The organism is Paenibacillus borealis, assembly GCF_000758665.1.
GTDB classification, from domain to species: Bacteria; Bacillota; Bacilli; order Paenibacillales; family Paenibacillaceae; genus Paenibacillus_AQ; species Paenibacillus_AQ borealis.
The window spans coordinates 4,643,142-4,669,640 of the sequence record NZ_CP009285.1; the positions used below are offsets into that span (position 1 = coordinate 4,643,142).

Sequence of the window (26,499 nt, forward strand, 5' to 3'; positions counted from 1 at the left end):
CGAATATATGAATAGAGTTATTCAGAGAAACGGCGATATTTCAGATAGAAGCCGATTTCCATGTATCCGAGGGGGAACCATTCCAATGTCCAAATCCGTCAACCGTTCTAAACGAAAATCCAAGTCAGGGTCGCTGCAAAGAAAAATGATGATCCTATTCAGTATTATGCTGGTGATCCCCATCCTGCTCGTAAGTACTTTCTCCTATTTCAGTGCAAACAAGCAATTAAAGACCAAAATGCAGGATGCTACCCATTCCAGTGTGGATCTGGTCGCAAGTACAATTGACGAATATGTTTCAGCCGCAATGCGAAATGTAGAGCTGTTAAGCCAGCAGATTAATTCTTCAGATATTGATGCCAATTCGCCAGAAACGCGTACATTGATCGAATTGTTCATGAAGGCGCATCCCGAGCTGGAAATCCTTACGGTGGGCAATAATCAGGGAGCCTGGATGAAAGCCCCGGACCCCGGGAAGCAGGAGTATGATCCGCGCACCAGAGACTGGTATAAGGCAACCATGCTGAATCCCGGTAAAATTACGATTATCGATCCTTTTGTCTCAGCAACAACCGGCAACTATACGCTCTTTATCTCGGAAACGCTGAAAGATGGCCAGGGTGCTATTACGACCAGCCTCAATCTGAAAGCCTTAGGCGAGAAAATCAACAAGACTACCCCAGGGGAAACGGGTTATTTCTATATTGTCGACCGGAATCATAAGTTCGTTTCTCATCCTGTAAAAGCAGCAGGTGACGATGTAGCAGACTATGTAGTGGAGATGCTGGTTAATGACAGCGGGGATCTGAACTATACCAATCCGGATTCAGGTATGGACATGCGGGGTTACTATACGACTGATGCGAATACCGGATTCAAGATTGTCGGCATCCTTCCGACCAAAGAATTCTCAGATGCCACGCAGCCTATTATTAATACAGGAGTAATTGTACTGGCCGTGTCTCTGATCGTCAGTATGACCTTAATGTTCCTGATCATCCGCTCCATCACGAACCCGATCCGCAGTCTCAACCGTTCCGCACAGCGGGTGAGTGAAGGGTATCTGAATGAACAGATTCACATTAAACGGTCGGATGAAATCGGCCAGCTGGCAGAGAATTATAACTTGATGGTAGGCTCACTGCGCAGCATCGTTTCTGATATTTCAGACACTTCAGCACAACTGGCTTCTTCAAGCCAGCAACTTACAGCTACGACTGAAGAGAATTCCAAAGCTACTGCTTATGTGACCGAACTGGTCCAGCAGTCAACTGAAGGTGCTGAAACACAGACTTCAGCGATGGCTGAAACCTCGCGGGCGATGGAGGAGATGTCTTCAGGTATTCAAAAAATCGCTGAAGCGGCAGCCACAATTGTCGATTCATCCGCAAATACAGAAGCTGACGTGCTTAGCGGCAGCCTCAAGATCGAACAGGTCAGCCGGCAAATGGATGCCATCCGCACATCCACCCATCACTCCTCCGAGCTGATCGGACAATTAAACGGCCTGAATACCGATGTATCGGCGATGAGCAGCGCGATTGCGGCCATTGCCGTGCAGACTAACCTGCTGTCCCTGAACGCCGGAATTGAAGCCGCCCGGGCCGGAGAACATGGCAGAGGCTTCGCCGTAGTCGCCACAGAGGTACGGAAGCTGGCGGATCAATCGAAAAATACAGCCGGAGATATCCAGGACACACTGCTCCAGATGACCAAGCTAATTGATCAGACCTATGAAGCCATCCGTCATACGGTAGCCGCTGATGTAGATTTGGGCATTCAGGTTACTGCTGAAGCTAAAGAAGCATTCATCAGCATCGAGCACTCCACTACCAAAATCAACAGCCAGCTGCATGACATCTCGGCCATTACCGAGCAGATGTCTGCCGGCGCGCAGGAGGTCGCTGCTTCCGTTCATGAGATTTCCGGCATCTCGCGTTCAACTTCAGATGCATTCCAGAGCGTAACAGCGGCAACAGAGCAGCAGCTTGCCTCCATGGAAGAAATCTCCTCCTCCTCCACTGAGCTGTCCAAGATGGCCGGAGATCTGCAGCATAAGATCGATCGTTTCAAGCTGGAGGACTAAATACTCTGACTTGATACGTATACCCAGAAGGAAAGAAGCACATCGTACGACTGTCATTCTGCCGTATAGCAGCACAAAAAAGCCGTCTCCTGGTCATACCCCTGTCAAGTAGACAGATGAAAAAAGCTATGCAGCCAGCGCGTGCCGATACTCAATCGGTGCGCGCTGTTTGAGTTTGGCCTGAAATCGCTGGTAGTTATAAAAGTAGATATATTCCTCGACGGCTTGATGGATCTCCGCTTCTGATTTACACTGGTGAAGATACAACTTCTCTGTTTTGAGATGCGAAAAGAAGGATTCGATGCATGCGTTATCTAGGCAGGTTGCTTTGCGAGAGTGGCTGCCTTTGACGCCGAATGCCTCTAATCGTGTGTTGTACGCCTGAGACGTATATTGGAAGCCTTGGTCCGAATGGAGTACGGCTTCCGAGACGTCTCTTTTTCGTGTCCACTGCTCCACCGTATCTAGGACCAATTTCACATCGTTACGGTCGGAAATTTGCCAAGCGACAATCTCATTGTTAAAGAGATCCTGAATGGCGGACAGATAATAAAATTGGGTGCCATCTGAGATATACGTAATATCGGTGACGAGCTTCTGTTGAGGGCCAATGGCATGAAACTTACGCTTCAATCGGTTCGGATACACCACGGATGGAGTATAGCTGGAACGATTTCGTTTCTTTCGGATCACCGATTGGATTGACAATTCTTTCATCATTCGTCCTACCTTTTTATGATTGACGAGGTAACCTGCTTCCCACAGAGCTGTCCGCATTCGAGGGTATCCGAAAAAGGGATGTGCCAGGTGAATGGCTACCATGTGCTCTTTAATTTCATGATCCCGCGCGCGTACTTCGACCTGTCGTGATCGTGTGGCGCGCCACTTGTAATAACTGGCCCTAGGGAGTCCTGCAATGGCCAATAGGCGTGTAACGCCGTGTAGGTCACGCAGCTCCTCGATAATTTGGTAATTGTCCTGTGATTTCAATTTCTCTCCTTTACTAGATTTGGATACCGCTTTTTTAAGTAGTCGACCTGCGCTTTCAAGTAATCCCGCTCTTCTTCAATGCTGGCAAACGTCGTACGGGAGCGTCCTTTTATAGGACTGGATATGCCCTTACGGGTATCGAACGCTTCCCCATTTTGGTACTTCCTCACCCACACTTTCAGTTGGGTCCTGTTCCGAATCCCCAACATTTCTGCCACTACATTATAACTGGCGGATCCCTCCAGATACTCCCTGACCGCCGCCATCTTGAAATCCTCCGTATACTGTTGAAATACTTGACCTTTTCTGGCCATAAAAATATCCCCTCCAAGTTTACTCGTTCCTAATCATAACATTAGGTTTTTTACGAGTGTCTACTTGAAGGGGATAATACCACTCCCAGACAAAATGCGGGAGACGGCTTTTTCATGCATTTTATTAAGTTTAGACAAGCACCGTCGAACCCATCAGGTAGCGGTCCACTTCACGTGCCGCTTCACGGCCCTCATTGATGGCCCATACGACAAGACTCTGTCCACGGCGCATATCTCCGGCTGCGAATACTTTATCCACATTGGTATTGAATTTGCCGTAACGGGCCTTTACATTGCTGCGGCGGTCTGTATCCAGCTTGAGTTCCCCGATAATATCCTGCTCCGGTCCGTCAAAGCCGATCGCGATCAGCGCAAGCTGAGCGGGATAGACAGCCTCTGTTCCCGGAACCGGCTGGTAGATCTTCCGTCCGGTCTCATCCACCATACGGCGGATCTGCACAGTGTGCAGCTCCTTGAGGTTGCCTTCTTCATCGCCTACAAACTTCGTAGTCATGATGGAGAATTCGCGCGGATCTTCACCGAAGACTGCCTTGGCTTCCTGCTGGGCATAATCCAGTGTATAGACATTGGGGAATTGCGGCCACGGGTTGGCAATCGGATCACGCTCCAGCGGTGCCTTGTCATGTGTACCGAACTGGGTAATGCTGCTACAGCCGTGACGCAGCGAGGTAGCCACGCAGTCGGAACCCGTGTCACCGCCGCCCAGCACGATAACATCCTTGCCGGCAGCGGATACATAGTTGCCATCCTCCAGATTGGAATTCAGATAGCTCTTAATGGTTCCATTCAGGTAATCCATAGCGTACATTACGCCATTCAGCTCATTGCCTTCTACGTTGAAGCGTCTTGCTTTGGTCGCTCCGCCGCAGAGTACAACGGCATCATATTCATCCACCAGCTGCTGTGCCGGGATATCTTTGCCGATTTCCGTGTTCACTACGAACTGGATGCCTTCAGCTGCCAGCAGATCCACACGGCGCTGCACAACACGTTTGTCCAGCTTCATAGTAGGGATACCATACATCAGCAGACCGCCGATGCGGTCACTGCGCTCAAAAACCGTTACGGTATGGCCCGCTTTGTTCAGCTGAGCTGCTGCTGCCAGACCTGCCGGCCCGGAGCCGACAATGGCAACCCGTTTGCCTGTGCGTTTCTCCGGAGGGTTCGGGACAACCCAGCCCTCTTCGAAGCCTTTGTCCACGATCGCCAGCTCAATGGTCTTAATCGTGACTGGCTGGCCAATCAGGCCGACGGTACAGGAACCTTCACAAGGTGCAGGACAGATGCTGCCGGTAAATTCCGGGAAGTTATTCGTTTTGTGCAGGCGTTCCAGAGCTTCCTTCCACAATCCCCGGTAGACGAGATTATTCCATTCCGGAATGAGATTATGCACAGGACAGCCTGAGGTTCCCCCGCTCATATCCACGCCAGTATGGCAATAAGGTGTTCCGCAATCCATACAGCGGGCACCCTGGGTCCGAAGCTCGTCCTCGGTCAGATGCTCATGGAACTCTTCCCAATCCTTTATGCGCTGCTCGGGATCGCGGTCCCCTGGGAGCTGGCGCTTATACTCCATAAATCCAGTAGGTGTAGACATATATACGTTTCCCCCATCCGTTCTCTTCGTGTTGATGTATAGTACACTATAGCATACCCGCGGCAAAATTATATCTAATGCAGCGTAGGTGAAGTACCTGCATATTTTATACTACCCTTGTGAAATATCATTTCTAATTTTAATTATAGTAGCATTCAATACTTTCGCACTGTAATGGATTAATATGCTGATTATTTGTACTATTTCACATCTTGTGTCAGAGAAAACGCTTTTTCGTTACTCCCTGCGTTCATATACAAAAAATCTGTAATCATATGGATTCTGCTCATTGCGGATCCCCTGTGTACTTGAGATTTCGTTCCACAGACTCCAGTCGACCTCAGGAAACTTCGTATCGCCCTCAATATCAGCATAAATCCGTGTAACCTGCAGCTTATCGGCATAAGGCAGCATCAGGCTGTAAATCTCGGCCCCGCCGATAACCATCAGCTCCTCCTCTTTACGGCCTTCTGCCAGGGCTTCTTCCAGCGAATACACGACCTCCGCACCTTCCGGCGCAAAGCTGTGGTCCCGGGTCAGAATCAGGCTGGTGCGCCCCTTGAGCGGTTTGCCGCCCAGGGACTCCCATGTCTTGCGGCCCATCAGCATTTTTTTGCCGAGAGTCTCAGCTTTGAAATAAGCGAAGTCCAGCGGCAAATGCCAGGGCATATCGTTGTTCTTACCTATTACACCATTCGAGGCCATCGCCCAAATCATGGTGATACTCATATTTATGCCCTCATTTCCATGAAATCATAGATTTGATCTTGGACAGAGTTAGATAGCGACCGGTGCTTTGATCCCCGGATGATAGACATAGTCCTCAAACTCGAAATCCTCAAAGGTATAATCAAATATACTGTCAGGAACTCTGCGGATGTTAAGCTTCGGTAAGGCATACGGCTCCCGCGCCAGCTGTGTGGCCACTTGCTCCATATGATTTGTATATATGTGCACATCGCCGCCGGACCAGACAAAGTCACCAACCTCAAGTCCTGTCTGCTGGGCCACCATATGGGTGAGCAGCGCGTAGCTGGCAATGTTAAAAGGAAGCCCCAGAAACGTGTCCACAGAACGCATGGTAAGCATACAGGAGAGCTTCCCGTCCGCTACATAGAACTGAAACACAAAATGGCATGGCGGAAGCTTCATCTCTTCAATCTCGCCTACATTCCAGGCACTGACGATATGACGGCGCGAATCCGGATTATGCTTAATCGACTCAATGACATTCGCTATCTGATCAATATGGCGTCCGTCCTTGCTCTCCCAGGCCCGCCACTGCGAACCATATACCGGTCCCAGCTCACCGTTCTCATCGGCCCATTCATCCCAGATGGAGACTCCATTCTCCTTCAGGTATGAAGTGTTGGTATCCCCTTTAAGGAACCAGAGAAGTTCATGCACCACCGATTTCAGATGGATGCGCTTGGTGGTCATCAGCGGAAATCCCTTCGACAGATCGAAACGGAGCTGACGCCCGAATACAGACACTGTGCCTGTGCCGGTCCGGTCGCCTTTGGCTGTACCGTTGTCCAGTATGTCCTGCAATAAATCCAAGTAATTACGCAAGCAGTATCGCACCCCACTCTCTTTTTTTCTTCTATCAGTTTACCATGACCTGCCCGTGCTTGTAACTTGTTCATGCGCAGAAAATGTTATTTCCTGCGGACAGCAAATACTGACAAAAGAAGTTTTTCCTAATCCTGATAATAGAGGGAATTAACTATCGGAATTCCCCGCACTTAAATATGATGAATACTCTTGAGAATACAATCCATCCGCCGATAAGAGCAGACAGCCAACATGTACAGGAATCAGTTTAGTAATTATTTGCTTAAGCACCCTCTGCAGCTCCAGCACCTGCTCTGTCCCGTTGTTCATCATGCTCTGCCCTCCTCTACTCCCAGATCTTAAGCTCTACCTTCTCCTGCAATGCTTGCAGTGATACTCTTCCTCCTATAGGAAAAGTGATTATCGGCGATGCGTGGCCAAAATTAACATCAGCAATCACGGGGAGCTGCTCCAGCTCCTTTTTGGATTCGATGATGGTGAGCAGGATCTCGCGGCTCATTCTCGACCCCCGCTGAAACCTGCCTAGTGCCAGTCCTTTGACCCCTGAGAACCCCGGCTGCTGAATCAGCGATACCAGATCACGGTCAAACACTTCAGGATAGACCTCGAAATCATCCTCCAGAAACAGAACCGAGCCTTCCAGATCCGGCATGTACTCCGTTCCGTGCAGCAGGCTGAGCGTACACAGATTTCCGCCGAGCAGCGTACCCTCCGTTTCGCCTTCGTTAATGATATAGGGGCCGCTGTTTTTTTCAAAAACCCGGTTCTCCTGATCTATAAACCAAGCGTCATCGCTCCAATGTTCAGAGGGCTCTACGGTGACGGCTTCATGACCCATCATCATTTTCTTGAAACACTCCACAGTATACTCATTGCCGAGCTTCATGCCGAAAGTGGAGAAATGGGGTCCGGAATAGGTGAGCAGGCCTGTCTTAGCGTATATTGCGTTACTCAGCACAGTAATATCTGAATACCCGCACAACCGCTTGGGGTTGGCCGCAATGAGGTCATAATCCAGCTCTTGCAGCAGCTGATTGCTGTTATGTCCGCCCAGGGTTGTCAATATTCCTTTGACCTGGGGATCGCTGAAGGCATTATGTATATCTTCTACTCTGGAGGCAACGGATGATGAGCCGAAGATATCTTGTTCATAAGCATGTCCGGCAAAAGAAACCGTAAAACCAAGCTTCTCCAGCAGTTTTGTGGCATGTTCGAGCTGATCTTTGGCTATGATCCCCAGGCTGTTTGCCGGTGATATAATTCTGATCTCGTCCCCTGCTTTTAATTTCGCAGCTTGCATGATCCCACTCCCCGTCAAAATAAAATACCGGCCCCTCTCCTCTGCCGCCGATCGAAAAAAGGATGTCCCCTTAACCATTCTACATGGCCTTGGAAACATCCTCTTATGATCTTACCCGTACAGGTGTAAGGGTATTATTTAATCACGTGAATCGGGTGGCCTTCTACCAGCTCAGCCGCTTCCATGACGATTTCGCCAAGGGTTGGATGCGCATGGATCGTCAGGGCGATATCTTCAAGCGTTGCGCCCATTTCAATAGCCAGACCCAGCTCAGCAATCAGGTTGGAAGCTTCGATACCGACGATTTGCGCGCCGAGCACCTGATTGTTGTCGCTCTTAGCTACAATCTTGATGAAGCCTTCCGGAGCATTCAGGGAAACGGCACGGCCGTTGCCTGCGAACGGGAATTTGCCGCTCTTCACAGCATAACCCTTGTCCTTCGCTTCCTTCTCAGTCAGACCTACGCTGGAGCATTCAGGATCTGTGAACACTACTGCTGGCATAACCTTGTAGTCAACAACCGATTTGTGTCCGGAGATTGCTTCTGCAGCAATTTTACCTTCGTAAGAAGCCTTATGTGCCAGAGCAAGACCGGGAACGATGTCGCCGATTGCAAAGATGTTAGGAATATTAGTGCGTCCCTGGTGGTCGACTTTAACCAGACCGCGTTCGTCCAGCTCAACACCGATCAGATCCAGACCCAGCTCACCGTCAGTGTTAGGACGACGTCCTACAGTAACCAGCAGGTAATCGGCAGTCACTTCTTTGGACTCGCCGCCCACGGAGTACTTCACGGTTACTTCCTTGTCGTTCTGAACTGCACTTTCCGCTTTGGCGTTAGTTACAATTTCAATACCGGTCTTCGCCATATTCTTGGCAACCAGACGGGTCATATCTTTGTCGAAGCCAGGCAGAACAGTGTCCAGACCTTCAATAATCGTTACTTTGGTGCCGAATTTGGAGTACATCTGGCCAAGCTCTGCGCCAATGTAGCCGCCGCCGATAACAATCATGCTCTTCGGAATTTCCGGCAGATCAAGCGCTTCTGTGGAGGACAAAATGCGTCCGCCGAACGGGAAAGGCTTCAATTCAATCGGACGGGAGCCCGTCGCGATGATACAGTTGTTGAATTTGTAGCGCGGGGATTCATGATCATTGAACAAACGGGCTTCGTTTGTGCTGATGAACATAGCTTCACCGCTGAATACTTCAATTTTGTTGCCTTTCATCAGGCTGGTTACACCTGAAGTCATTCTTTTGACAACGCCGTTTTTGAACTCCTGGGTTTTGGCCCAGTCCACTTTGACGTTCTCGGCAGTAACACCGAATACCTCGCCGTGCTGTGCAGCCTCAAACTGATGAGCTGCCGAGATCAGCGCTTTGGAAGGAATACAGCCGCGGTTCAAGCACACGCCGCCGAGTTCCGATTTATCTACAATGATTACCTTTTGGCCGAGCTGGGCGGCACGGATTGCCGCCACATACCCGCCGGGACCTGCACCAATTACCAATGTGTCGATTTCGATTGAAGCGTCTCCGACTACCATTTATTACACCTCCATAACTAACATATCAGGATTTGCAAGCAAGGTCTTAATGTAATTCATGAAGTTCTGTGCTGTTGCACCATCAATAATACGGTGGTCAAAGCTTAGTGACAGGGCCATAACCGGAGCAGCAACGATTTCGCCATTCTTCACAACCGGCTTCTCAGTGATGCGTCCTGTACCCAGAATCGCAACTTCAGGGAAGTTGATGATTGGTGTGAAGAACATACCGCCTGCGGAACCGATGTTACTGATCGAGATGGTGCTGCCTTTCATTTCATTCGGAGCCAGTTTGCCGTCGCGTCCGCGGACTGCCAGATCTGTAATACTGCTAGCGATCATCCAGATGCTCTTGCGGTCAGCATCCTTAATTACAGGAACGATCAGACCGTTATCTGTATCTGTAGCAATACCGATGTTGTAGTATTTCTTGTAGACAATTTCGTTTGTAGCTTCATCAATCATGGCGTTAAGCGCAGGGAATTGACGGGAAGCAGCAACGAGTGCCTTCACGATGAACGGAAGGTAAGTTACCTTCACGCCTTTCTTCTCAGCTACAGGTTTCATACGGGCGCGGAAGGCAACAAGCTCAGTAACATCCACTTCGTCCATAATGGTAACATGCGGCGCTGTGTATGCCGATTTAACCATCGCGTTAGCAATCGCTTTACGGATACCTTTGAATGGTACACGTTCTTCTTCCAGGTTTGCATTGCCGGAAGCTGCCGGTGCCGCTGCTGCAGCCTTAGGTGCTGCTGTAGCCGCAGCTGCTGCCGGTGCAGATGCCGCTGGAGCCGATGCTGCAGATCCGCCCTTCAGGAAGGCTTCAACATCTTCAAGTGTGATCTTGCCGTTCTTGCCGCTGCCATTCACCTGAGTGATGTCCACACTCTTGTCACGGGCAAATTTGCGCACGCTAGGTGTAGCCAGTACTTCACGGTTAGGGGCCGGAGCTGCTGCCGCTACTGCTGCCGGAGCTTGAGCCGGAGCTGCTGCCTGTGCACCAGAAGCTTCAGCATGACCGCCTTCTTGCTGAGGAACATCGCCTTCTGCAGCAATGATTGCCACCACTTCGCCTACACGGCATACTTGACCGTCTTTGGTGAACACTTCTACCACTGTACCGTTGACAGGAGAAGGAACTTCAACTACAGCCTTATCATTCTGAACTTCCATGATGATATCATCGTCGGTAATTTTGTCGCCGACCTTGATGTGCATCTTGATAATTTCACCTTCATGCAGGCCTTCGCCCAGTTCAGGGAATTTGTATTCAAAGTTGGTAGCTCCGCCAGTAGCCGGGCTGCTGGTTGCAGGAGATGATGTTGTATCTGCTCCGCCCTTAGCTGCATCCGCTTCCTGGGAAGCCTGTTCTGCAGGATGGCCGCCTTCCTGTTCAGGAACGTCGCCTTCCGCATCGATAATTGCCACTACTTCGCCTACACGGCATACTTGGCCGTCTTTGGTGAAGACTTCAAGCACTGTGCCGTTGACCGGACAAGGAACCTCAACTACTGCCTTGTCGTTCTGAACTTCCATTACGATATCGTCATCGGTTACTTTGTCGCCGGCTTTGATATGCATTTTGATAATTTCACCTTCATGCAGACCTTCGCCCAGCTCAGGGAACCGGTACTCAAATTTTGCCACCTTGATAACCTCCTAAAAGTTATGTTTGCATACGCTTAGTTTGTAAGCAATACAATGTAATGCAGAAACGGGTGCCGCCCTTTTGCAAGGACGGCAAGGTCATTTCTCTTAGAATTCCATTACTTTCTTCACTGCCGCAATGACACGCGCCGGTGTAGGAATCCAGGAATCCTCGATTTGTGCGAACGGGAAGATCGTATCAGGGCCAGCTACACGAAGCACAGGAGCTTCAAGATGCAGCAGAGCTTTTTCATTAATTTGAGCAATTACTTCTGCGGCTACGCCGGAGCTCTTTTGTGCTTCTTGAACTACAATGGCACGATTGGTCTTCTTAATAGAAGCAACAATCGTATCGATATCAATCGGACTAACCGTACGCAGGTCGATAATTTCGGCTTTGATGCCGTCTTTTTCGAGCTGATCGGCCGCTTTGGTAGCAGTATGTACCATCAGGCCGTAAGTAATGATGGAGACATCAGTACCTTCGCGTACTACATTAGCTTTACCCAATTCAACGGTATATTCACCTTCAGGAACTTCTGCACGGAATGCATGGTACAGGTTCAAGTGTTCCATGAAGAATACAGGGTCATTATCCCGGATCGATGCGATCAGCAGTCCCTTGGCATCGTATGGATTGGAAGGAATAACAACCTTGATCCCCGGGCTTTGGGCGATCAGGCCTTCAAGGGAATCGGTATGAAGTTCAGCTGCTTTAACGCCGCCGCCGAATGGAGTGCGGAAGACTACAGGAGCATTGTATCTGCCCCCGGAACGCCAGCGCAGGCGGGCAGCCTGGATAACGATTTGATCAAGCGCTTCGAAGATGAAGCCTACGAACTGGATTTCGGCAATCGGACGGAAACCCTGCACGCCGAGACCGAAAGCCAAACCGCCGATTGCGGACTCAGCCAGTGGAGTATCGAAGATACGCTCCTCGCCAAATTCCTTTTGCAGCCCTTCCGTTACACGGAACACGCCGCCTACATTACCAACATCCTCTCCGAAGATAAGAACATTGGGGTCACGAGTCAGTTCAACGCGCATTGCGTCACGAATTGCTTCTTTCATATTCATCTGTGCCATTGCCTGATATCCCCCTTATTCAAAATCGGCTTTTTGTTCTTCAAGATGTTTCGGAGTTACCTCGAACATGCTGTCGATCAAGCCGGGAATGGTCATTTTTTCGGTCTGTTCTGCTTTTTTAATCTGCTCGTTTACAGTTGCTTTCGCTTCTTCTCTTACGCGAAGAGTATCCTCTTCGGTCCAAAGGCCTTTTTTCTCCAGGTATTTGGCAAGACGGGCAATCGGATCTTTCTCATTCCATTGTCCTTCTTCTTCCTTGGAGCGGTATTTACTGGCATCGTCGGACAGGGAATGCGGACGGAAACGGTAAGTTACGGCTTCAATCAGTGTCGCGCCTTCTCCTTTACGAGCACGTTCTGCGGCCTGCTGAACAGCGGAGATAACCGCGAACACGTCCATACCATCGATCTTGATTCCAGGAATACCTGCAGCAACCGCTTTGTGTGCGATGGATTTAGCGGCCGTCTGTTTCGCGAATGGAGTAGTAATCGCATAGCCGTTGTTCTGAACAAAGAAGATGACAGGAAGTTTGAAGGCACCTGCATAGTTGAGGCCTTCATAGAAGTCACCTTCGGAAGAACCGCCGTCACCAGTATAAGTAATAGCTACATTAGCTTGTTTCTTCAATTTGAAGCCCATTGCAATACCGGTAGCATGCAGGATCTGTGCTCCGATAATGATCTGCGGCATAAGTACATTTACGCCTTCTGGAATCTGTCCGCCGTGCTGATGTCCGCGGGAGTACAGGAAAGCCTGATATAATGGAAGTCCATGCCATACCAGCTGTGGAATATCACGGTAGCCCGGGCAGACGAAATCTTCTTTCTGCAAAGCGAACTCGCTGCCGATCATTGTAGCTTCCTGACCGGATACCGGTGCATAGAAGCCGAGACGGCCTTGACGGCCAAGGTTGACTGCACGGTCATCCCAGGTACGGGTAAATACCATACGGTACATTATTTCTTTCAGTTGGTCATCGGTAAGATCAGGCATCATTTCCTTGTTGATAACTTCTCCATCCGGAGAAAGTACCGAAAGGGCTTCAACGTCCTCTGTATACACTTCATAAGGAACTCTAGTCATTATCTTCACCTCAATAAAAAAATTTGAATATCAGTGGTCTCTGTTATAGAATTATTATACACCTGTTGTAGCTGTTTCGTCAAAGAAATACGCATAAAATTTATGTTTCCATAAATTTTGTATGTATAACAGGCGTTTGAATATCCTATAACAGATAGAAGGATATTGTTCAAGTAAATGATATATCCCACATTTGCCGCTTGCGTAATTTTAACGCAATACTTAGTCTAATGCAAAAATCCGACATGAAAGGTGACGATTCATCAATGAGCGAGCCTGTTTTTCTGAAACGTACAATAGTGAAACAAACCCTGTGGAGCGAACATCTGCAAGAGGAACGCAAGCTGCGCATTTATCTTCCCCCCGGCTATAATGAGGTGCTCAGCTACCCGGTGATCTACTGCCAGGACGGAGAAGAATTCTTCAACTTCGGCAGGATCGCCACGCTTGCCGGACAGCTGATTCTGGAGCAGGATGTGGAACCCTTCATTATAGTGGGCGTTGAAGTGAACGTAGCTGTCCGCACCGAGGAGTACGCTCCTTTTGGCAGCCGCTTCAAGCAGTACCTCTCGTGCTTTGCCGAAGAGATTATTCCCTTCATTGAACATAATTATCCTGTACGGCGAACTCCGGAGGAACGGATCGTCGCCGGCGATTCCCTGGGCGGCAGTGTCTCCCTGCATCTTGCCCTGGCTTATCCGGGACTATTCAGCCGGGTGCTCAGTCTTTCCGGCGCCTATTACCCCGAAACCCGCCGGCTGCTGGAACAGGAGGATGATCTCTCCTGGCTTCAGATCAATATGGTCGTCGGTCTGCAGGAAAGAGACTACAAGACTGATACCGGAATCTATGATTTCGTAGAAATGAACAGGGAAACCAAAGCGATGCTGGAGTCAAGGGGAGCAACCGTATCCTACCGCGAGAAGGACGGCCGCCATCTCTGGGGATTCTGGCAAAAAGAGCTACCGGAATCATTACTCTATTTCTTTAACCGCTGAAACAGCTTTTAAGGCCTAAAAAGTGAACATCTTACGAACTTATGTATGTTGTGCGGGTGAGTGCGCTTACAGTTCAGGGCGGGCATACGGTGCCCGTCCTTAAATGTAAGGACGGCAACCGGTCCGGCTGCGGATCTATGCCTGCTCCAGCTTATCGGTAATGATACGTTCCAGCAGCACTTCACAGCCGGCATTCACCAGATCATATACCTGCTCGAAATTTCCGGTAAAATACGGGTCCGGCACTTCGCGAAGCTCCTCGTCCGGCAACAGATCCATAAAGAACAACAGCTGAGATTTCTCGCCTCCGGGAATTTTCCGCACATTATCCCCATTGGACTTGTCCATACAGATTATATATTGAAACTTTCCAAAATCATCGCCGCTCACCAGCCGCGCTTTCATGTTCTCATAGCTGATTCCATGCAGATCCAGAATCCTGCGGGTACCCTCATGCGGCACCTTGCCGATATGCCAGTCTCCGGTTCCGGCTGAATCTACAGTGATCTGATCCGACAAATGACGCTGTTCTATCTGGTGGCGCAGAACTGCTTCAGCCATCGGCGAACGGCAGATATTGCCCAGACATACGAATAACACGTTTACGATCTCTCTCACCTCCCATAACCTTCATGCCTTCCAATCCGCGGATAATTCATACGGCGAAACGCACCTGACTTCATTTTAGCGTTATGGCAGCAATTGTACAACTTTTCAAACTGCATTATACTGTTCAGGGTGACTAGCTTAATAGCCACAACAAGGAGGGGATCATATTGCCATCTGGGCGTGTTGTTATATTTGCAGGCGGTGAGCTATCGCCGGAATGTTTGCACCTATTAGATGAAGAGGATTTTATTATCGGAGCTGACCGGGGGGCTCTATTCCTGATTAATCACGGTTTCACTCCTGATATTGCCGTAGGAGATTTCGACTCTGTCACTCCAGAAGCACTTATGCAGATACAGGCTGGAAGCAAGGAAACCATCAGCTGTGATCCGGTGAACAAGGACCTGACAGACAGTGAAATGGCGCTCGATCTGGCTCTGAACACCCAGCCTCATTCCATTCTGCTCATGGGTGTAACCGGAACACGCATGGATCATACGCTGGCCAGCATCCAGATGATGACCCGGGCGCTGCAGCGTCAGGTCGCCTGTTCTATCATGGATGCGAATAACTATATTACGCTGACCGGCTCTCATGCTGTAGTCGAGGAACGCGGGTACACCTATGTCTCTCTGCTGCCTTTGACACCGGAGGTTACGGGGATTACGCTGCAGGGTTTTCAATATCCGCTGGAGAATGCCACCCTTAAGCTGGGCCAGTCTCTGGCCGTAAGTAATGTGCTGACCGCCGCTAGCGGAACGGTTGCTATTGAGAGCGGACTCCTGCTGATTATCCAGAGCAAGGACTGATTACATAGGTTTTTAGAGACATCACTGTAACCTTTGTTTCAAAAATGTAAAGCCGGGAATCTCCTTACGCAGTAAGGGTTTACCGGCTTTTTTATATATTTATGTAAGCTAAATATTAATTTTTTGTAACTTTTAATGAGATTTTAATAAAACGCTTACAGTGTAGGCCCAGCCTGCATTTGAAGCCTCTGATCCAGAATTTAGGAAACAGATAACCTGCTATACTACGAATCAGAGAAGGAAACTAGAAAGATAAACACAAACCTGGGAGGTATTACTACATGAAAAAGCATCAATGGTTTAAGCAAGCAATTGCTATTGGAATGTGCACAACAATCGGGCTCGGCACCTTAATGGCAACCGGAGCAGGCACAGCCCCTGCTGCTGCCGCATCCTCTTCTGCTGTCACAGCAGAATCAGTATCCGCATCTTCAACCGGCTCCAGTATTGTCAGCTTCGGCAAAAAATATCTGGGCACGCGTTACCAGTTCGGTGCATCCACTTCAACTACAAAATACTTTGACTGCTCTTCATTTACTCAATATATTTTCAAGAAATATGGCGTTGACCTGCCGCGTACTTCCGTAGCCCAATCCAAAGTCGGATCATCTGTGAGCAAGGCCAACCTGCGCGTCGGCGATTTGGTGTTCTTCTCCAGCGGAAGCCGGGCAACAGGCAAGAATGTAACGCATGTAGCAGTCTATGCTGGCAACGGTAAGATTCTACACACCTACGGTTCACCTGGAGTAACGATTTCAGATCTGAATTCGGGCAACTGGAAAAAAACCTACCTGAAAGCACGCCGCGTACTGTAGCCGCACCTGATCAGCTCTGTCATACTAAACGTGCTTCATTCACAATTTGTTGCAATTTCTTTGCACAGTTCTGAAAAAAAGCCGGAGAGTCACTTAAGTATTCCCTAACATCAGGCACCGCTCTCCGGCGCCCGCAGTACATATCCGGTTCCGCGTACCGTATGGATCAGTTTATTCCGGTGACCTTTGTCTATCTTCATACGGATATGCCGGATGTAGACATCCACTACATTTGTGTCTGCGTGAAAGTGATACCCCCAGACCTGCTGCAAAATCTCATTTCTGGGACAGATTTCACCCAGATTAACAGCAAGATAGTACAGCAGGTCGAATTCCTTGGGGGTCATCTTCAGCTCTATCCCGTCCCGGCTCACCTGCCGGCGGCTGGGATCGAGCAATAAGCCATCCACCTTAAGCAGTGAAGCCACTCCTCTGCGGCGTCCGGTAAGCTTCAATAAATTGAGCACCCTGCATTTGAACTCACCGGTATGTACAGGCCTCGCCATATATTCATTGCCCCCAGCATCAAATGCTGATACAGCTGCCGGGCCACGCTCCCCTTCATTCCCTCCGGATATCACCATCACCGGCAGAACCATCCCCTCATCCCGCATTTCTGACACCACCCTCCAGCCTGACCAGCCTCCGGGTTCACACAGCTCTGCAAGCAGCAGCACTGGTTCTTGATCAGACAGCAACAAGCGAAGATTCTCAACATCTTCGCTTGTTGCTGTCTTCATGCCCAGCTCAAGGATTGCGGCTTCAAGTTCAGCATGTTCCTCTTCCCGTTTATTGCGTTCCGCCTCAGATTCCCGCGCCTCCGGCGCCGGACCCGGCGCATACCAGGCAATGATCTCATTCACTATGGTGTTCCCCCAGATTTCAGCCTTGCCGCGGCTAATATGACGCGTCAGATAAAGCTTAGAGTTCCCGCAAAGCAAAGAGACCATTCCATGGAATGGTCTCTTTGCTTTGCTTAGGCCCCAGATGCATTAATTCACGAAATCAATCTCCTGGAATGCGGCCACCTCTATCTCCCAGCGTTTGGCAACAAATGCCTGGTGTTCGGGATGACTATTATAGGCATCATAAGCCGCCTGGTCTTCGAATTCCATCGAGAAGCCATACTGGAAATCACATTTGAGACTGATCTGGCGCAGCACCTCGAAATTCTTCACCACTGGAATGGCGCTGAGAATCTCCGCTCCGTCCCGCAGGAAGGCAGCAGTCTCCGCAGAATCCGGGGCATGCTTCAATGTAAAAACAGCCATATGCCTGATTGTACCGTGCTTCATCTTACTCTCCCCTTCGTTACCCGAAATACCGGTGATAGAAGCTGCGTGCCGCAGCAATATCACTGGTTCCATGAATCAAGGCCCTCCCGTCGGCAAACACAACCATGCGGTAAGGCTCCTCTGTAAATGAGACCAGATACGGATTGCTCTCTACCTTGCCGCTATTCAGCCCGGAGAGGCGGGCGGCAGTCTCCTGCAGATTGAGGCTCCTGCGCTGCGCCGGGCGGATCTGGACCGTATCCCGGCCGCAGAGCACATCACTGCGTTCTGTGTTTGATGCCGACAGATACGGATAGACCGGATGTTCACCGCAGGATGGACAGTCTACCTTTTTCGCCGCCTTGACGCCAATCTCCTGCTGCTCGTTCTGCCAGACATCGAACGTCAACAGCTTGCCGCGCAGCTTCTCTGTGTACCCGCCAAGCAGCTTCAGCGCTTCAGCCGTACCATTCGCCGTAACCATCTGCACAGCTTGCGGCAGAATGCCGGCAGTATCACAGGTATCCCCGCCCAGCGGGACAGTACCCAGCAGACAATTCAGACAGGGCGTTTCCCCCGGCAGAATGGTGTATGTAATTCCATAGCTTCCGACACAGGCGCCATAAATCCAGGGAATGCCATGCTTTTGCGCCAAGTCATTCATAATCAGCCGGGTGTCGAAGTTATCCGTCCCGTCCATAATCAGATCTACTCCCGGAAGCAGGCTCTCCATCTCCTCCGCCCGCACATCCAGCACATGGGCTTCGAGCACGATTTCTGAGTTAATCTCCGTAAGTCTCGCTTGGGCCGCAGCCGCTTTGGGCGTCCGCAGACGGGCATTCTCTTCCGTGTACAGCTGCTGGCGCTGCAGATTGCTCCACTCCACATAATCGCGGTCTACCAGAATGAGCCGTCCTACCCCGCAGCGCGCCAGTGTCTCGGCAATCCCTGTGCCCAGCGCTCCCATTCCAACGATCAGCACACTAGAACGCGCCAGTCCCTGCTGGCCGGCAGCACCAAACGGAGTAAAACGGACCTGTCTTGAATACCTTCCGTCCCGTCCCGCCGCTGATGTCGGAGCCGGTATGTCATTGTCATTAGGACTCATTCCTGAACAGCCCCCTTTATCCAATAAAAAATGTTTATTCCGTTTATCACTCTATGTTATGAAAATCCGGGAAATAGCGCCTTGCAGCGCTCCTCCCCGGACTTTTGTCTTCATCTATACAGTCTGAGCAGACCACTGCTCTACATTCCATACCTTCGTTACCCAATCCTCATAGAATTCCGGTTCATGGGAGACAAGCAGAATCGTCCCTTTGTATTCCTGCAGCGCCCGTTTGAGCTCTGCCTTGGCAACAATATCAAGGTGATTCGTAGGCTCATCGAACAGAATCCAGTTGCTCTCGCGCATCAGCAGCTTACACAGACGTACTTTGGCCTGCTCGCCCCCGCTCAGCATGCTAAGCGGACGGGTAATATGTTCATTCTTCAGCCCGCAGCGCGCCAGATGGCCACGCACTTCATTCTGGGTGAGACTGGAGAATTCATTCCACACATCTTCAATCGGGGTAATATTCTCCGCCTTCATTTCCTGCTGGAAGTACGCCGAATTCAGGTAATCCCCCAGATAGGTTTTGCCGCTGTAGGTCGGGATTACGCCCAGAATCGTTTTGAGTAGTGTGGATTTGCCGACACCATTGTACCCGACAATTGCAATCTTCTCCCCGCGTTCAATCATCATATTCAGCTTGCTTGGCAGCAGCGGACGATCATAACCGATCTCAAAGTCAACGCCTTCGAACACGGTCTTCCCGCTGGCCCGGCTCTCTTTGAACTGGAAGGTCGGCTTCATCGCCTCTTCCGGACGGTCAATCCGTTCCAGGCGTCCAAGCTGCTTCTCACGGCTCTTGGCCCGGCCCGATGTGGAAGCACGCGCTTTATTGCGCTGGATGAAGTCTTCCTGCTTTTTGATGAAATCCTGCTGCTTCTCATAGGCATCAATGTGCTGGGCCTTGTTCATACCCGCCATTTCCAGAAATTTCTCGTAGTTTGCCGTATAGCGGGTCAGCTTCGAGAACTCCAGATGATAGATCACATCCACGATTTTGTTCATAAATTCCGTATCATGGGAGATCAGCATGAAGGCATACGGATAATTCTTCAGATAATTGGTCAGCCAGTCAATATGCTCCACATCCAGATAGTTGGTAGGCTCATCGAGCAGCAGCACGTTCGGTTTCTCCAGCAGCAGCTTGGCCAGCAGAACCTTAGTCCGCTGGCCCCCGCTCAGGCTGGTTACGTCACGGTCCAGACCGATTGCCGACAGGCCGAGGCCGCCTGCCATATCCTCCACCTTCACATCAATCATATAAAAGTCGCCGATGTCCAGCTGTTCCTGAATCGTGCCCATTTGATCCAGCAGCGTTTCCAGCTCTTCAGGAGTGGCGTCACCCATTTTATCAGTGATGGCCAGCATTTCAGCCTCCAGCTCCAGCAGCGGCAGGAAGGCATCTTTAAGCACATCTCGTACTGTTTTGCCTGCCGTAAGCTGGGTGTGCTGATCAAGATATCCGTAACGGACACGCGGAGTCCACTCCAGCTTGCCGCTGTCCTTCAACAATTTACCGGTCAAAATATTCATCAGCGTCGACTTGCCCACGCCGTTAGCTCCAACAATTCCTACATGCTCTCCATCCAGCAGGCGGAAAGATACATCCTTGAACAATACCCGGTCCCCAAAGTTGTGGGAAACGTCTTCTACAGTAAGTAAACTCATAAATTCTCCGCAAGCTCCTGTCTATATTATAAATATTACGAAACGGGTTAAGCACATACATCACTCCATTCTAGCACACCTATGTCCTGCGCCGAAATAGAAAATAAGCCTAATTCCTGCAAAACACGCAGAAAAAGTTGTGATTTCAATGTTTTTTCTGAAATATTCCATTATTTTTTGCAGAAAATCGTCTGCCTGAAGCCAGCCCCAGCATCTCTCCAACCGCTTGACCCAGCTTTCCTTTGGGCTGAAACGGGTCCCGCTGTAGCGGCAGACTGCATACGCTGGCCTTCCCCAAAGCAGAAGCCAGAAGCGCTGCCGCAGAGCCGCCCGCCAGCGGCAGACAGATCCGCCAGTCCTGCTGAGGGTTTAGCCCGCTGCGACGCAGCCAGTGCAGAGTATCCTCCAGGCGCCAATCTGCCCCGGAAGCGACCAGCACCGGCCTGTCGCAGGCCGTGAAGGAGGCCAGCGCCCCTTCATAACCACCTATCCCCAGATCCAGTACTATGAAGGAATACCTCTCATCCGTCCGCTCAGGAAATCCGTCAGCAGGCGCAAGCTTCCAGAAATCCACGTTGTTCCAGGTAAAGGGTGACTCCGGCAACATCCTACCATGGATGCCGCTTAATTCAGGCACTTCCACCATTCCTTTAATACGATTAAATACTTGCGTACCTGGAGCGCATTCCACCCAGGCTGTGAGACCTGCCTGTGACAAATAATGGCTCACAGCCAGTGAAGTATGCGTCGTCCCAAGTCCCGGGCCTACACCCAGCACAGCCACTACGATAGTCTCCAGGGACTGTATTCCAGCAGAACGGACTCGTAAATCCGGCTTGTGCCTCGGCGCTGACGGCAGCTCAGCGGCTTCAAGCAGTTCAAGGGCTGACAGCACCTCCTCAGCACTGCCGTACCGCTCCTCCGGATGATGACGTAATAGACGCCGGATCACCGGAATCAGCCGGTCCGGAATGCTGCCGTGCAGCTTCCGTTCCATGCCCGGCTGCCAGCTGCTGAATTGTCCGCCGGAAGCCATGTACAGCAGCAGCGCGCCCAGGCCGTACAGATCAGACAGCGGACTGCTCTGCAAGCCGCCATATTGCTCCGGGGCAGCAAATCCGGCGGTGCCCAGCTTCTCCGTGTCCTCATCTGAACCGTTTCTCTGCTTACGCGCAATACCGAAATCAATCAGTTTCAGCTCATGTTGTCCGGTCAGCATAATATTGGATGGCTTGAGGTCACGGTAGACGATCGGCGGACGATGACTATGCAGATATTGCAGGACCTCCAGCAGCTGCCTGGCATAGCGGACGATTTGCATTCCCGGGAGGGCAGCCGGATGGTCAATCATGTATTGATGAAGTGTCACCCCTTCAATGTAATCCATTACCAGATAACTATAGCCGTCACGGTCCGGCGGGAAGAAGTCGGCAATCCGCGGCAGCTTAGGATGATTTAGTGAGATCAGCAGCTCCGCCTCCGCCTGGATGGTTCCAACGCTACGTATCCCTCCTTCCCGCATCACACTTTCCTTAACTGCCCAGTACTTCCCCGGCAGCCGCAAATCCTCTGCCAGATACACCTGACTCATCCCTCCTTTACCAATAATTCCGTTGATACAGTAACGTCCTCCAATAATTTGACCGGTTGTCAGTTTACCTGCGAAATTCATCTTTTCTCCTCCTCATTTTCACAACAAAAAAAAGGGAAAGCAACCGCCATCCGCACCTTAAACCGGCATGCAGCCGGCGGTGCAGATAACGGGATGCTTTCCCTTTATCCATGAATCCAAATTAATATTTAATCATATAAAGTGTTATTTCATCGCGGTTGTGAAACAGCTGCTTCGCGCGCTGAATCTGCATCCGCTCACCTTCGAACATGGCAATAATCTCTTTGATCATCGCCAGCGGCTTCTTATGCATCAGCTTCACCGTGACAATGGCCGTACCGCCCGGAGTCAGACTATGGAGCAGTCCGGTAACCAGCTTGGCCATCAGCTTGGGGCTCCAGCTCATGTCGCAGACCAGCAGGTCAAATTCATTCTCGCGGAATTTGACCTCTCCGGCATTTTTGCGCAGAATTTTGAGTCCCGGATGATTGCGCAGCGATTCATGCATCAGCGCCGGATCCACAGCAGTTACCTTCAGGCCCCGTTCCAGCAGGAACGAGGTCCAACCGCCCGGGGAAGCGCCGATATCTACCGCATTCCTGAAGCTGTAGAACGGAATGGCGAATTCCTTCTCCGCCTCCATAAGCTTGAACTTAGCCCGTGAGATCTGACCGTCCTCCTTGCGGAAGCGGATCATCCCGCCGTTCCAGCTGGAGAGGTTCTCTTCCGGCCGGGATACACCGGCATATAGCGCTTCTCCGTCTGCATAGACGGACACCACCCATGCAGCGTCCTGCACGGTGAATTCGGCACCCAGACTGTCAAGCCGGGCTTGCAGCCACTCGCGCAGCTCTCCCGGGCTGTCTTCCCAGAAGGAAGTGCTGCCCTTGCGGACATGCAGCGAGACCTTCTCACCTTCCAGCTCTGTCCGGCGGCTTAAGTATACGGCCAGCCTTTCCATAGCAGACATATCGCCTGTGTCCTGGAACTGTACGGGCTGGATATGCCGCAGGAAGATCGGCAAGTTCTGTGCCAGCATCCGCGATACCTCTTCGGGCTCCGCTTCCAGCGTTGCCAGGAACACTTCCCCCGGCAGCAGCAAGGTACTCTTCACCGCTCCGAACAGGCGGCGCAGCTCCTCTTGTGCATAGGGAGCAAAGCCGTGATTCGCGGTGCAGATGTATCTTGAAATTATTTTTTCGTCAGGAGCTATGTTGGGCTCGAGGGGTTCTTGCGTAAAATCATTCAATTCGATGTGCCTCCAGGTCTTATTTTAATCCAGGGACGGCCGCTATCCCATTCAACATCAACGGGTATATCGAAAGTGTCCATCAGCATTTCCCTGGTCAGCACTTCTTCCTTGGGACCGGCTCCTGCCAGCTTCCCGTCACGGATCAGCGCCACATGGGTGAAGAGCGGTACAATCTCCTCCACATGATGTGTTACATACACTACAGCAACATTGTGCTGCTTAAGCTTGTCTATCTCAGCCAGCATCTTCTCGCGTTCAAATAGATCCAGACCGGCACAAGGCTCGTCCATAATCAGCAGCTTGGGCTCGGCCATCAGGCAGCGTGCCAGCATCGCTTTCTTGCGCTCTCCCTGGGACAGGGTACCAAACGGATGATAAGCCAGTTCGCTAAGATTCATATCGTCCAGCAGCTTCAGCGCCTGATCCTGTACGCTTTGCGGAATGGCCTGATAGAAACGCAGGTAAGCATACGCACCAGTTGCAACAACTTCCCATACGGGATCGGTGAGCGACAGCTTTTCCATCAGGGAAGGACCGATATAGCCGATCTCCTTGCGCACCTCGCGTAAATCACACTGTCCGAATTTGTAACCCAGTACTTCAACGGAACCTTTACTTGGAAACAGGTATCCGGTCATCATTTCCAGCAAAGTGGTTTTACCGGAGCCGTTACGACCGAGAATTACCCAGTTCTCGCCTTGCTTCATTTCCAGAGACACATCATCAAGAATCAGGCTTTGTTCCCTGCGCAGGGAAAGATGTTGTAAAGAAATCATTATGAGGTCACTCTCCTTATGTAATCCAGTACCCGTTCTACCGAGCCCATTGAATACAAGATTTCCGGTTCAGCGCTGCGGTCCGCCGGCACTACCATCAGTGCAGGCACACTGGATATACGATACGCGTTTACAAGTCCGGGCAGCATATTTACGTTTCCTTCTGCAATCAGAAGTACTGGCGGAAGCAGATGCTGCGCAACCTCCAGCATACGCCTTGCGGCCTTGCAGGTTCCGCACAGCGGGGTATACAAGAACACTACGAGAGGTTCTCCCGGTCTTCCGAGCAGCTCCATCAGCTCGTCCTGATTCATGTCCTTCATCCGGCCGCACCTGTAGCAATTTCCTGCAGCCTCTCAAACCCAAGCGGGCCGTTATGAAGCAGTGTACTTGCAGGTACGGCCGGATACAAGGTTTCGTACATTTCCTTGCGGCCCTCAAGGCTGGAGGTATGCAGATAGATTTCCCGCGGGAATAATCCTTCGAGTACCATCCTTTTGGCCACTTCACCGCCGCTGAAATCATCCGGACCCATATCATAATCAAGCGACAGAACATCAATCGGGCCGCTGCGCAGCATCAGCAGACATTCTCCGGTGGTTCTGGCCAATGCAAAACCGGAAGGACGTCTTCTCATATCGTCCATATATATATTCATCACGATTCATCCTCCGCTTCAAACCAATGCCTGACTTCAGCAATTTCCGCCCTGTGAGTGCCGTCAGGACCTTTTTCCGTTTCCATCGCAACCGCTGCCACCTTGCGCAGGGGAACAGAGGTCAGCAGCTCCCTGAGCGCCTTCCCGCCAATATGGCCTTGCCCGATCTGGGCATGTCTGTCCCGCCTGGAGCCGCAGGGGAACAGGGAGTCGTTCAGATGTACGGCAGCAAGATGCGGCCAGTAGCCGAGTGCTTCTCCCCTCTGCAGCAGCTCATCAGTATGCTGAGGATTCCAAATCCCTGATGCGAAGGCATGACAGGTATCGAAGCAGAAGCCGATTTTGTCCGGATAGCGGCTCAGCTCACGGACTTTGACCAGCTCCTCCAGCGTCATGCCTTCATGGCCGTGATTGCCAGCCATATTCTCGATCAGCAGCTTTGTCTGGCCTTCCCATCCTGACAGGGTGTCATTTATACATTGTATAATATTTTGATAACCTTGTAATGGCTCCATTCCGGCAAAATGGCCGAAATGCACCACAATGCCCAGGGAACCGCAAGCCTCGGCGATCTCCAGATCATTGCGCAGCGAAGCAGCCATAATGGCTCTGCCTGCGGGATCTGCGGCCAGATTGGTAGGATAAGGGGTATGGGCAATCGAGACCATCCCCTGATCCCGGCAATAATCGGCACAGCTGCGCGCATCCCTGTAGTCCACCGGCTTAAGCTTCAGACTCCGCGGATTCTTCGGAAAATATTGAAAACATGACGCACCGCTCTCCCTGGCGAACCGGGCAGCCTGCCCGTATCCGCCGCGTATGCTGACATGTGCCCCTATACCGGGATTAAGCGTCATGCTGGCAATCGGGGCAATAGAATACCTTGCGTCCGGACTGCTCTGTCTTGAGTATCGTTCCCCCGCCGCGCAGGCAGGGTTCGCCGCCGCGGTCGTACACTTTACAAGCATTGTTGTAAGAGCCGGTAACCGTATCTCCGGTCATGAAAGGCATTTCCATATAACCGCCAATCTCGGTTGCCTCCGTCAATACCTTGCGCACACTGTCATACAGCCGGGTCACTGCCTCCGGTGACAGATTCTGAACGAGCGTAGAAGGCAGAAGTCTTGCTTCAAAGGCAATCTCGTCGGCATAACAATTGCCGATTCCGGCCATAACATGCTGGTTGACCAGCAGACTCTTCAGCGCACCGCGGCGTCCTTTGAGCAGTCCGGCGAAGCGTTCAGCCGTCATCCTCCGGTCCAGCAGCTCCGGTCCAAGCTTACCCATTGCCGCTTCGCTTTCCTTAACAGACAGGAGATGCAGATATCCCAGGCGCAGGCCCATGAAATAGAGGATATGCTCTCCAAAAGCCAGTTCAACCTGAGTAGTCCGGTCCGGACGCTCTTGCTCTGTACCATAGAACAAAAGTCCGCCTAACATCAGATGAAGCAGCAGTCTTCTTCCGTCATGCAGATGGAAGAGGATATGCTTGGCACGGCGCTCTACGAACACAATACGCGCGCCAACCAGACCGTTCACGAAATCCGCTGTCTCCATATTGATTGTTTTTTCTCTGTTTACGGTTACCCCCGTAATTGGAACATTTATTAGATGCTGGCTCAGCAGCTTTCTGTAATTCTCCATTTCCGGCAATTCCGGCATATTGTC

General features: G+C 50.9%; 25 protein-coding genes and 1 pseudogene. 4 read left to right on the forward strand and 22 right to left on the reverse strand.

All coding sequences use genetic code 11. The features are described 5' to 3' along the window. Nucleotides 1-85: 85 nt before the first annotated feature. Nucleotides 86-2,086 carry a methyl-accepting chemotaxis protein gene (locus PBOR_RS19360; RefSeq protein WP_042214439.1) on the forward strand — a complete coding sequence of 667 codons (2,001 nt, stop codon included), beginning with the start codon at nucleotides 86-88 and terminating at the stop codon, nucleotides 2,084-2,086. A 126-nt stretch (nucleotides 2,087-2,212) separates the two neighbouring features. On the opposite strand, the gene PBOR_RS19365 is transcribed toward PBOR_RS19360, so the two are convergent. The 10 genes from PBOR_RS19365 to pdhA all read right to left on the reverse strand — a co-directional run bounded on the left by PBOR_RS19365 (nucleotide 2,213) and on the right by pdhA (nucleotide 13,249). Then, nucleotides 2,213-3,390 (reverse strand): IS3 family transposase gene (locus PBOR_RS19365; RefSeq protein WP_099052451.1). Its coding sequence is split into 2 segments (ribosomal slippage): nucleotides 2,213-3,102 and nucleotides 3,102-3,390, totalling 1,179 coding nucleotides; the frame shifts between segments, so codons are not numbered across the junction. Nucleotides 3,391-3,520: 130 nt separating this feature from the next. Continuing rightward, a complete protein-coding gene (locus PBOR_RS19375; RefSeq protein WP_042214440.1) occupies nucleotides 3,521-5,008 on the reverse strand; it encodes a glutamate synthase subunit beta in 1,488 nt (495 codons plus the stop codon). A 237-nt stretch (nucleotides 5,009-5,245) separates the two neighbouring features. Beyond that, on the reverse strand, nucleotides 5,246-5,737 hold the full coding sequence (locus PBOR_RS19380; protein ID WP_042214442.1) for a dihydrofolate reductase: 492 nt from the start codon (nucleotides 5,735-5,737) through the stop codon (nucleotides 5,246-5,248). Between the two features lie 48 nt (nucleotides 5,738-5,785). Beyond that, a complete protein-coding gene (thyA, locus tag PBOR_RS19385; RefSeq protein WP_042214444.1) occupies nucleotides 5,786-6,580 on the reverse strand; it encodes a thymidylate synthase in 795 nt (264 codons plus the stop codon). A gap of 150 nt (nucleotides 6,581-6,730) precedes the next feature. Beyond that, nucleotides 6,731-6,895, reverse strand: a complete 165-nt coding sequence (locus PBOR_RS37045) for a hypothetical protein (protein ID WP_157764077.1) — start codon at nucleotides 6,893-6,895, stop codon at nucleotides 6,731-6,733. 13 nt (nucleotides 6,896-6,908) lie between these two features. Continuing rightward, complete coding sequence (locus tag PBOR_RS19390; protein WP_042214446.1) at nucleotides 6,909-7,883, reverse strand: S66 family peptidase; 975 nt, start codon at nucleotides 7,881-7,883, stop codon at nucleotides 6,909-6,911. Nucleotides 7,884-8,017: 134 nt separating this feature from the next. After that, nucleotides 8,018-9,430, reverse strand: coding sequence for a dihydrolipoyl dehydrogenase (lpdA, locus tag PBOR_RS19395; protein WP_039299144.1), 1,413 nt, complete (start codon nucleotides 9,428-9,430; stop codon nucleotides 8,018-8,020). A gap of 3 nt (nucleotides 9,431-9,433) precedes the next feature. Further along, entirely contained in the window at nucleotides 9,434-11,080 is a 1,647-nt protein-coding gene (locus tag PBOR_RS19400) for a 2-oxo acid dehydrogenase subunit E2 (protein ID WP_042214447.1), read from the reverse strand. A 108-nt stretch (nucleotides 11,081-11,188) separates the two neighbouring features. After that, nucleotides 11,189-12,166, reverse strand: coding sequence for an alpha-ketoacid dehydrogenase subunit beta (locus PBOR_RS19405; protein ID WP_042214449.1), 978 nt, complete (start codon nucleotides 12,164-12,166; stop codon nucleotides 11,189-11,191). Nucleotides 12,167-12,181: 15 nt separating this feature from the next. Further along, entirely contained in the window at nucleotides 12,182-13,249 is a 1,068-nt protein-coding gene (gene pdhA / locus PBOR_RS19410; RefSeq protein ID WP_042214450.1) for a pyruvate dehydrogenase (acetyl-transferring) E1 component subunit alpha, read from the reverse strand. Between the two features lie 266 nt (nucleotides 13,250-13,515). Here pdhA and PBOR_RS19415 point away from each other — a divergent pair, with 266 nt between their 5' ends. Continuing rightward, nucleotides 13,516-14,247 (forward strand): alpha/beta hydrolase, encoded by a 732-nt coding sequence (locus tag PBOR_RS19415; RefSeq protein WP_042214453.1) that lies wholly within the window; start codon nucleotides 13,516-13,518, stop codon nucleotides 14,245-14,247. 135 nt (nucleotides 14,248-14,382) lie between these two features. Here the strand turns inward: PBOR_RS19415 and PBOR_RS19420 are convergent, their stop codons facing one another. Beyond that, a complete protein-coding gene (locus PBOR_RS19420) occupies nucleotides 14,383-14,856 on the reverse strand; it encodes a low molecular weight protein-tyrosine-phosphatase (RefSeq protein ID WP_042219666.1) in 474 nt (157 codons plus the stop codon). 167 nt (nucleotides 14,857-15,023) lie between these two features. Here PBOR_RS19420 and PBOR_RS19425 point away from each other — a divergent pair, with 167 nt between their 5' ends. Next, nucleotides 15,024-15,665, forward strand: coding sequence for a thiamine diphosphokinase (locus tag PBOR_RS19425; protein ID WP_042214454.1), 642 nt, complete (start codon nucleotides 15,024-15,026; stop codon nucleotides 15,663-15,665). 533 nt (nucleotides 15,666-16,198) lie between these two features. After that, nucleotides 16,199-16,480 (forward strand): annotated as a pseudogene (locus tag PBOR_RS38605) (C40 family peptidase); the annotation flags it as partial. Nucleotides 16,481-16,590: 110 nt separating this feature from the next. Here the strand turns inward: PBOR_RS38605 and PBOR_RS35585 are convergent. The 11 genes from PBOR_RS35585 to PBOR_RS19485 all read right to left on the reverse strand — a co-directional run bounded on the left by PBOR_RS35585 (nucleotide 16,591) and on the right by PBOR_RS19485 (nucleotide 26,493). Continuing rightward, nucleotides 16,591-17,343, reverse strand: a complete 753-nt coding sequence (locus PBOR_RS35585; protein WP_157764078.1) for a winged helix-turn-helix domain-containing protein — start codon at nucleotides 17,341-17,343, stop codon at nucleotides 16,591-16,593. Nucleotides 17,344-17,472: 129 nt separating this feature from the next. After that, a complete protein-coding gene (locus PBOR_RS19440; RefSeq protein ID WP_342671065.1) occupies nucleotides 17,473-17,847 on the reverse strand; it encodes a Dabb family protein in 375 nt (124 codons plus the stop codon). Beyond that, complete coding sequence (locus PBOR_RS19445) at nucleotides 17,792-18,862, reverse strand: ThiF family adenylyltransferase (RefSeq protein WP_042214461.1); 1,071 nt, start codon at nucleotides 18,860-18,862, stop codon at nucleotides 17,792-17,794. The genes PBOR_RS19440 and PBOR_RS19445 overlap by 56 nt, the downstream gene beginning before the upstream one ends. A 114-nt stretch (nucleotides 18,863-18,976) precedes the next feature. Then, nucleotides 18,977-20,533, reverse strand: coding sequence for an ABC-F family ATP-binding cassette domain-containing protein (locus PBOR_RS19450; protein WP_042214463.1), 1,557 nt, complete (start codon nucleotides 20,531-20,533; stop codon nucleotides 18,977-18,979). Nucleotides 20,534-20,678: 145 nt separating this feature from the next. Then, nucleotides 20,679-22,205 (reverse strand): serine/threonine protein kinase, encoded by a 1,527-nt coding sequence (locus tag PBOR_RS19455; RefSeq protein WP_042214465.1) that lies wholly within the window; start codon nucleotides 22,203-22,205, stop codon nucleotides 20,679-20,681. Nucleotides 22,206-22,326: 121 nt separating this feature from the next. Continuing rightward, complete coding sequence (locus tag PBOR_RS19460) at nucleotides 22,327-23,394, reverse strand: SAM-dependent methyltransferase (protein ID WP_042214467.1); 1,068 nt, start codon at nucleotides 23,392-23,394, stop codon at nucleotides 22,327-22,329. Then, nucleotides 23,391-24,173, reverse strand: a complete 783-nt coding sequence (locus PBOR_RS19465; protein WP_042214469.1) for an ABC transporter ATP-binding protein — start codon at nucleotides 24,171-24,173, stop codon at nucleotides 23,391-23,393. Before PBOR_RS19465 ends, PBOR_RS19460 begins: the two co-directional genes overlap by 4 nt. Further along, nucleotides 24,173-24,496, reverse strand: a complete 324-nt coding sequence (locus PBOR_RS19470; RefSeq protein ID WP_042214472.1) for a thioredoxin family protein — start codon at nucleotides 24,494-24,496, stop codon at nucleotides 24,173-24,175. The genes PBOR_RS19465 and PBOR_RS19470 overlap by 1 nt, the downstream gene beginning before the upstream one ends. Further along, nucleotides 24,493-24,831, reverse strand: coding sequence for a cyclic-phosphate processing receiver domain-containing protein (locus PBOR_RS19475; protein ID WP_342671127.1), 339 nt, complete (start codon nucleotides 24,829-24,831; stop codon nucleotides 24,493-24,495). Before PBOR_RS19475 ends, PBOR_RS19470 begins: the two co-directional genes overlap by 4 nt. Beyond that, nucleotides 24,831-25,688, reverse strand: a complete 858-nt coding sequence (locus PBOR_RS19480; RefSeq protein WP_042214476.1) for a deoxyribonuclease IV — start codon at nucleotides 25,686-25,688, stop codon at nucleotides 24,831-24,833. Before PBOR_RS19480 ends, PBOR_RS19475 begins: the two co-directional genes overlap by 1 nt. After that, nucleotides 25,678-26,493 carry an Fpg/Nei family DNA glycosylase gene (locus PBOR_RS19485; protein ID WP_042214479.1) on the reverse strand — a complete coding sequence of 272 codons (816 nt, stop codon included), beginning with the start codon at nucleotides 26,491-26,493 and terminating at the stop codon, nucleotides 25,678-25,680. Before PBOR_RS19485 ends, PBOR_RS19480 begins: the two co-directional genes overlap by 11 nt. Nucleotides 26,494-26,499 lie beyond the last annotated feature (6 nt).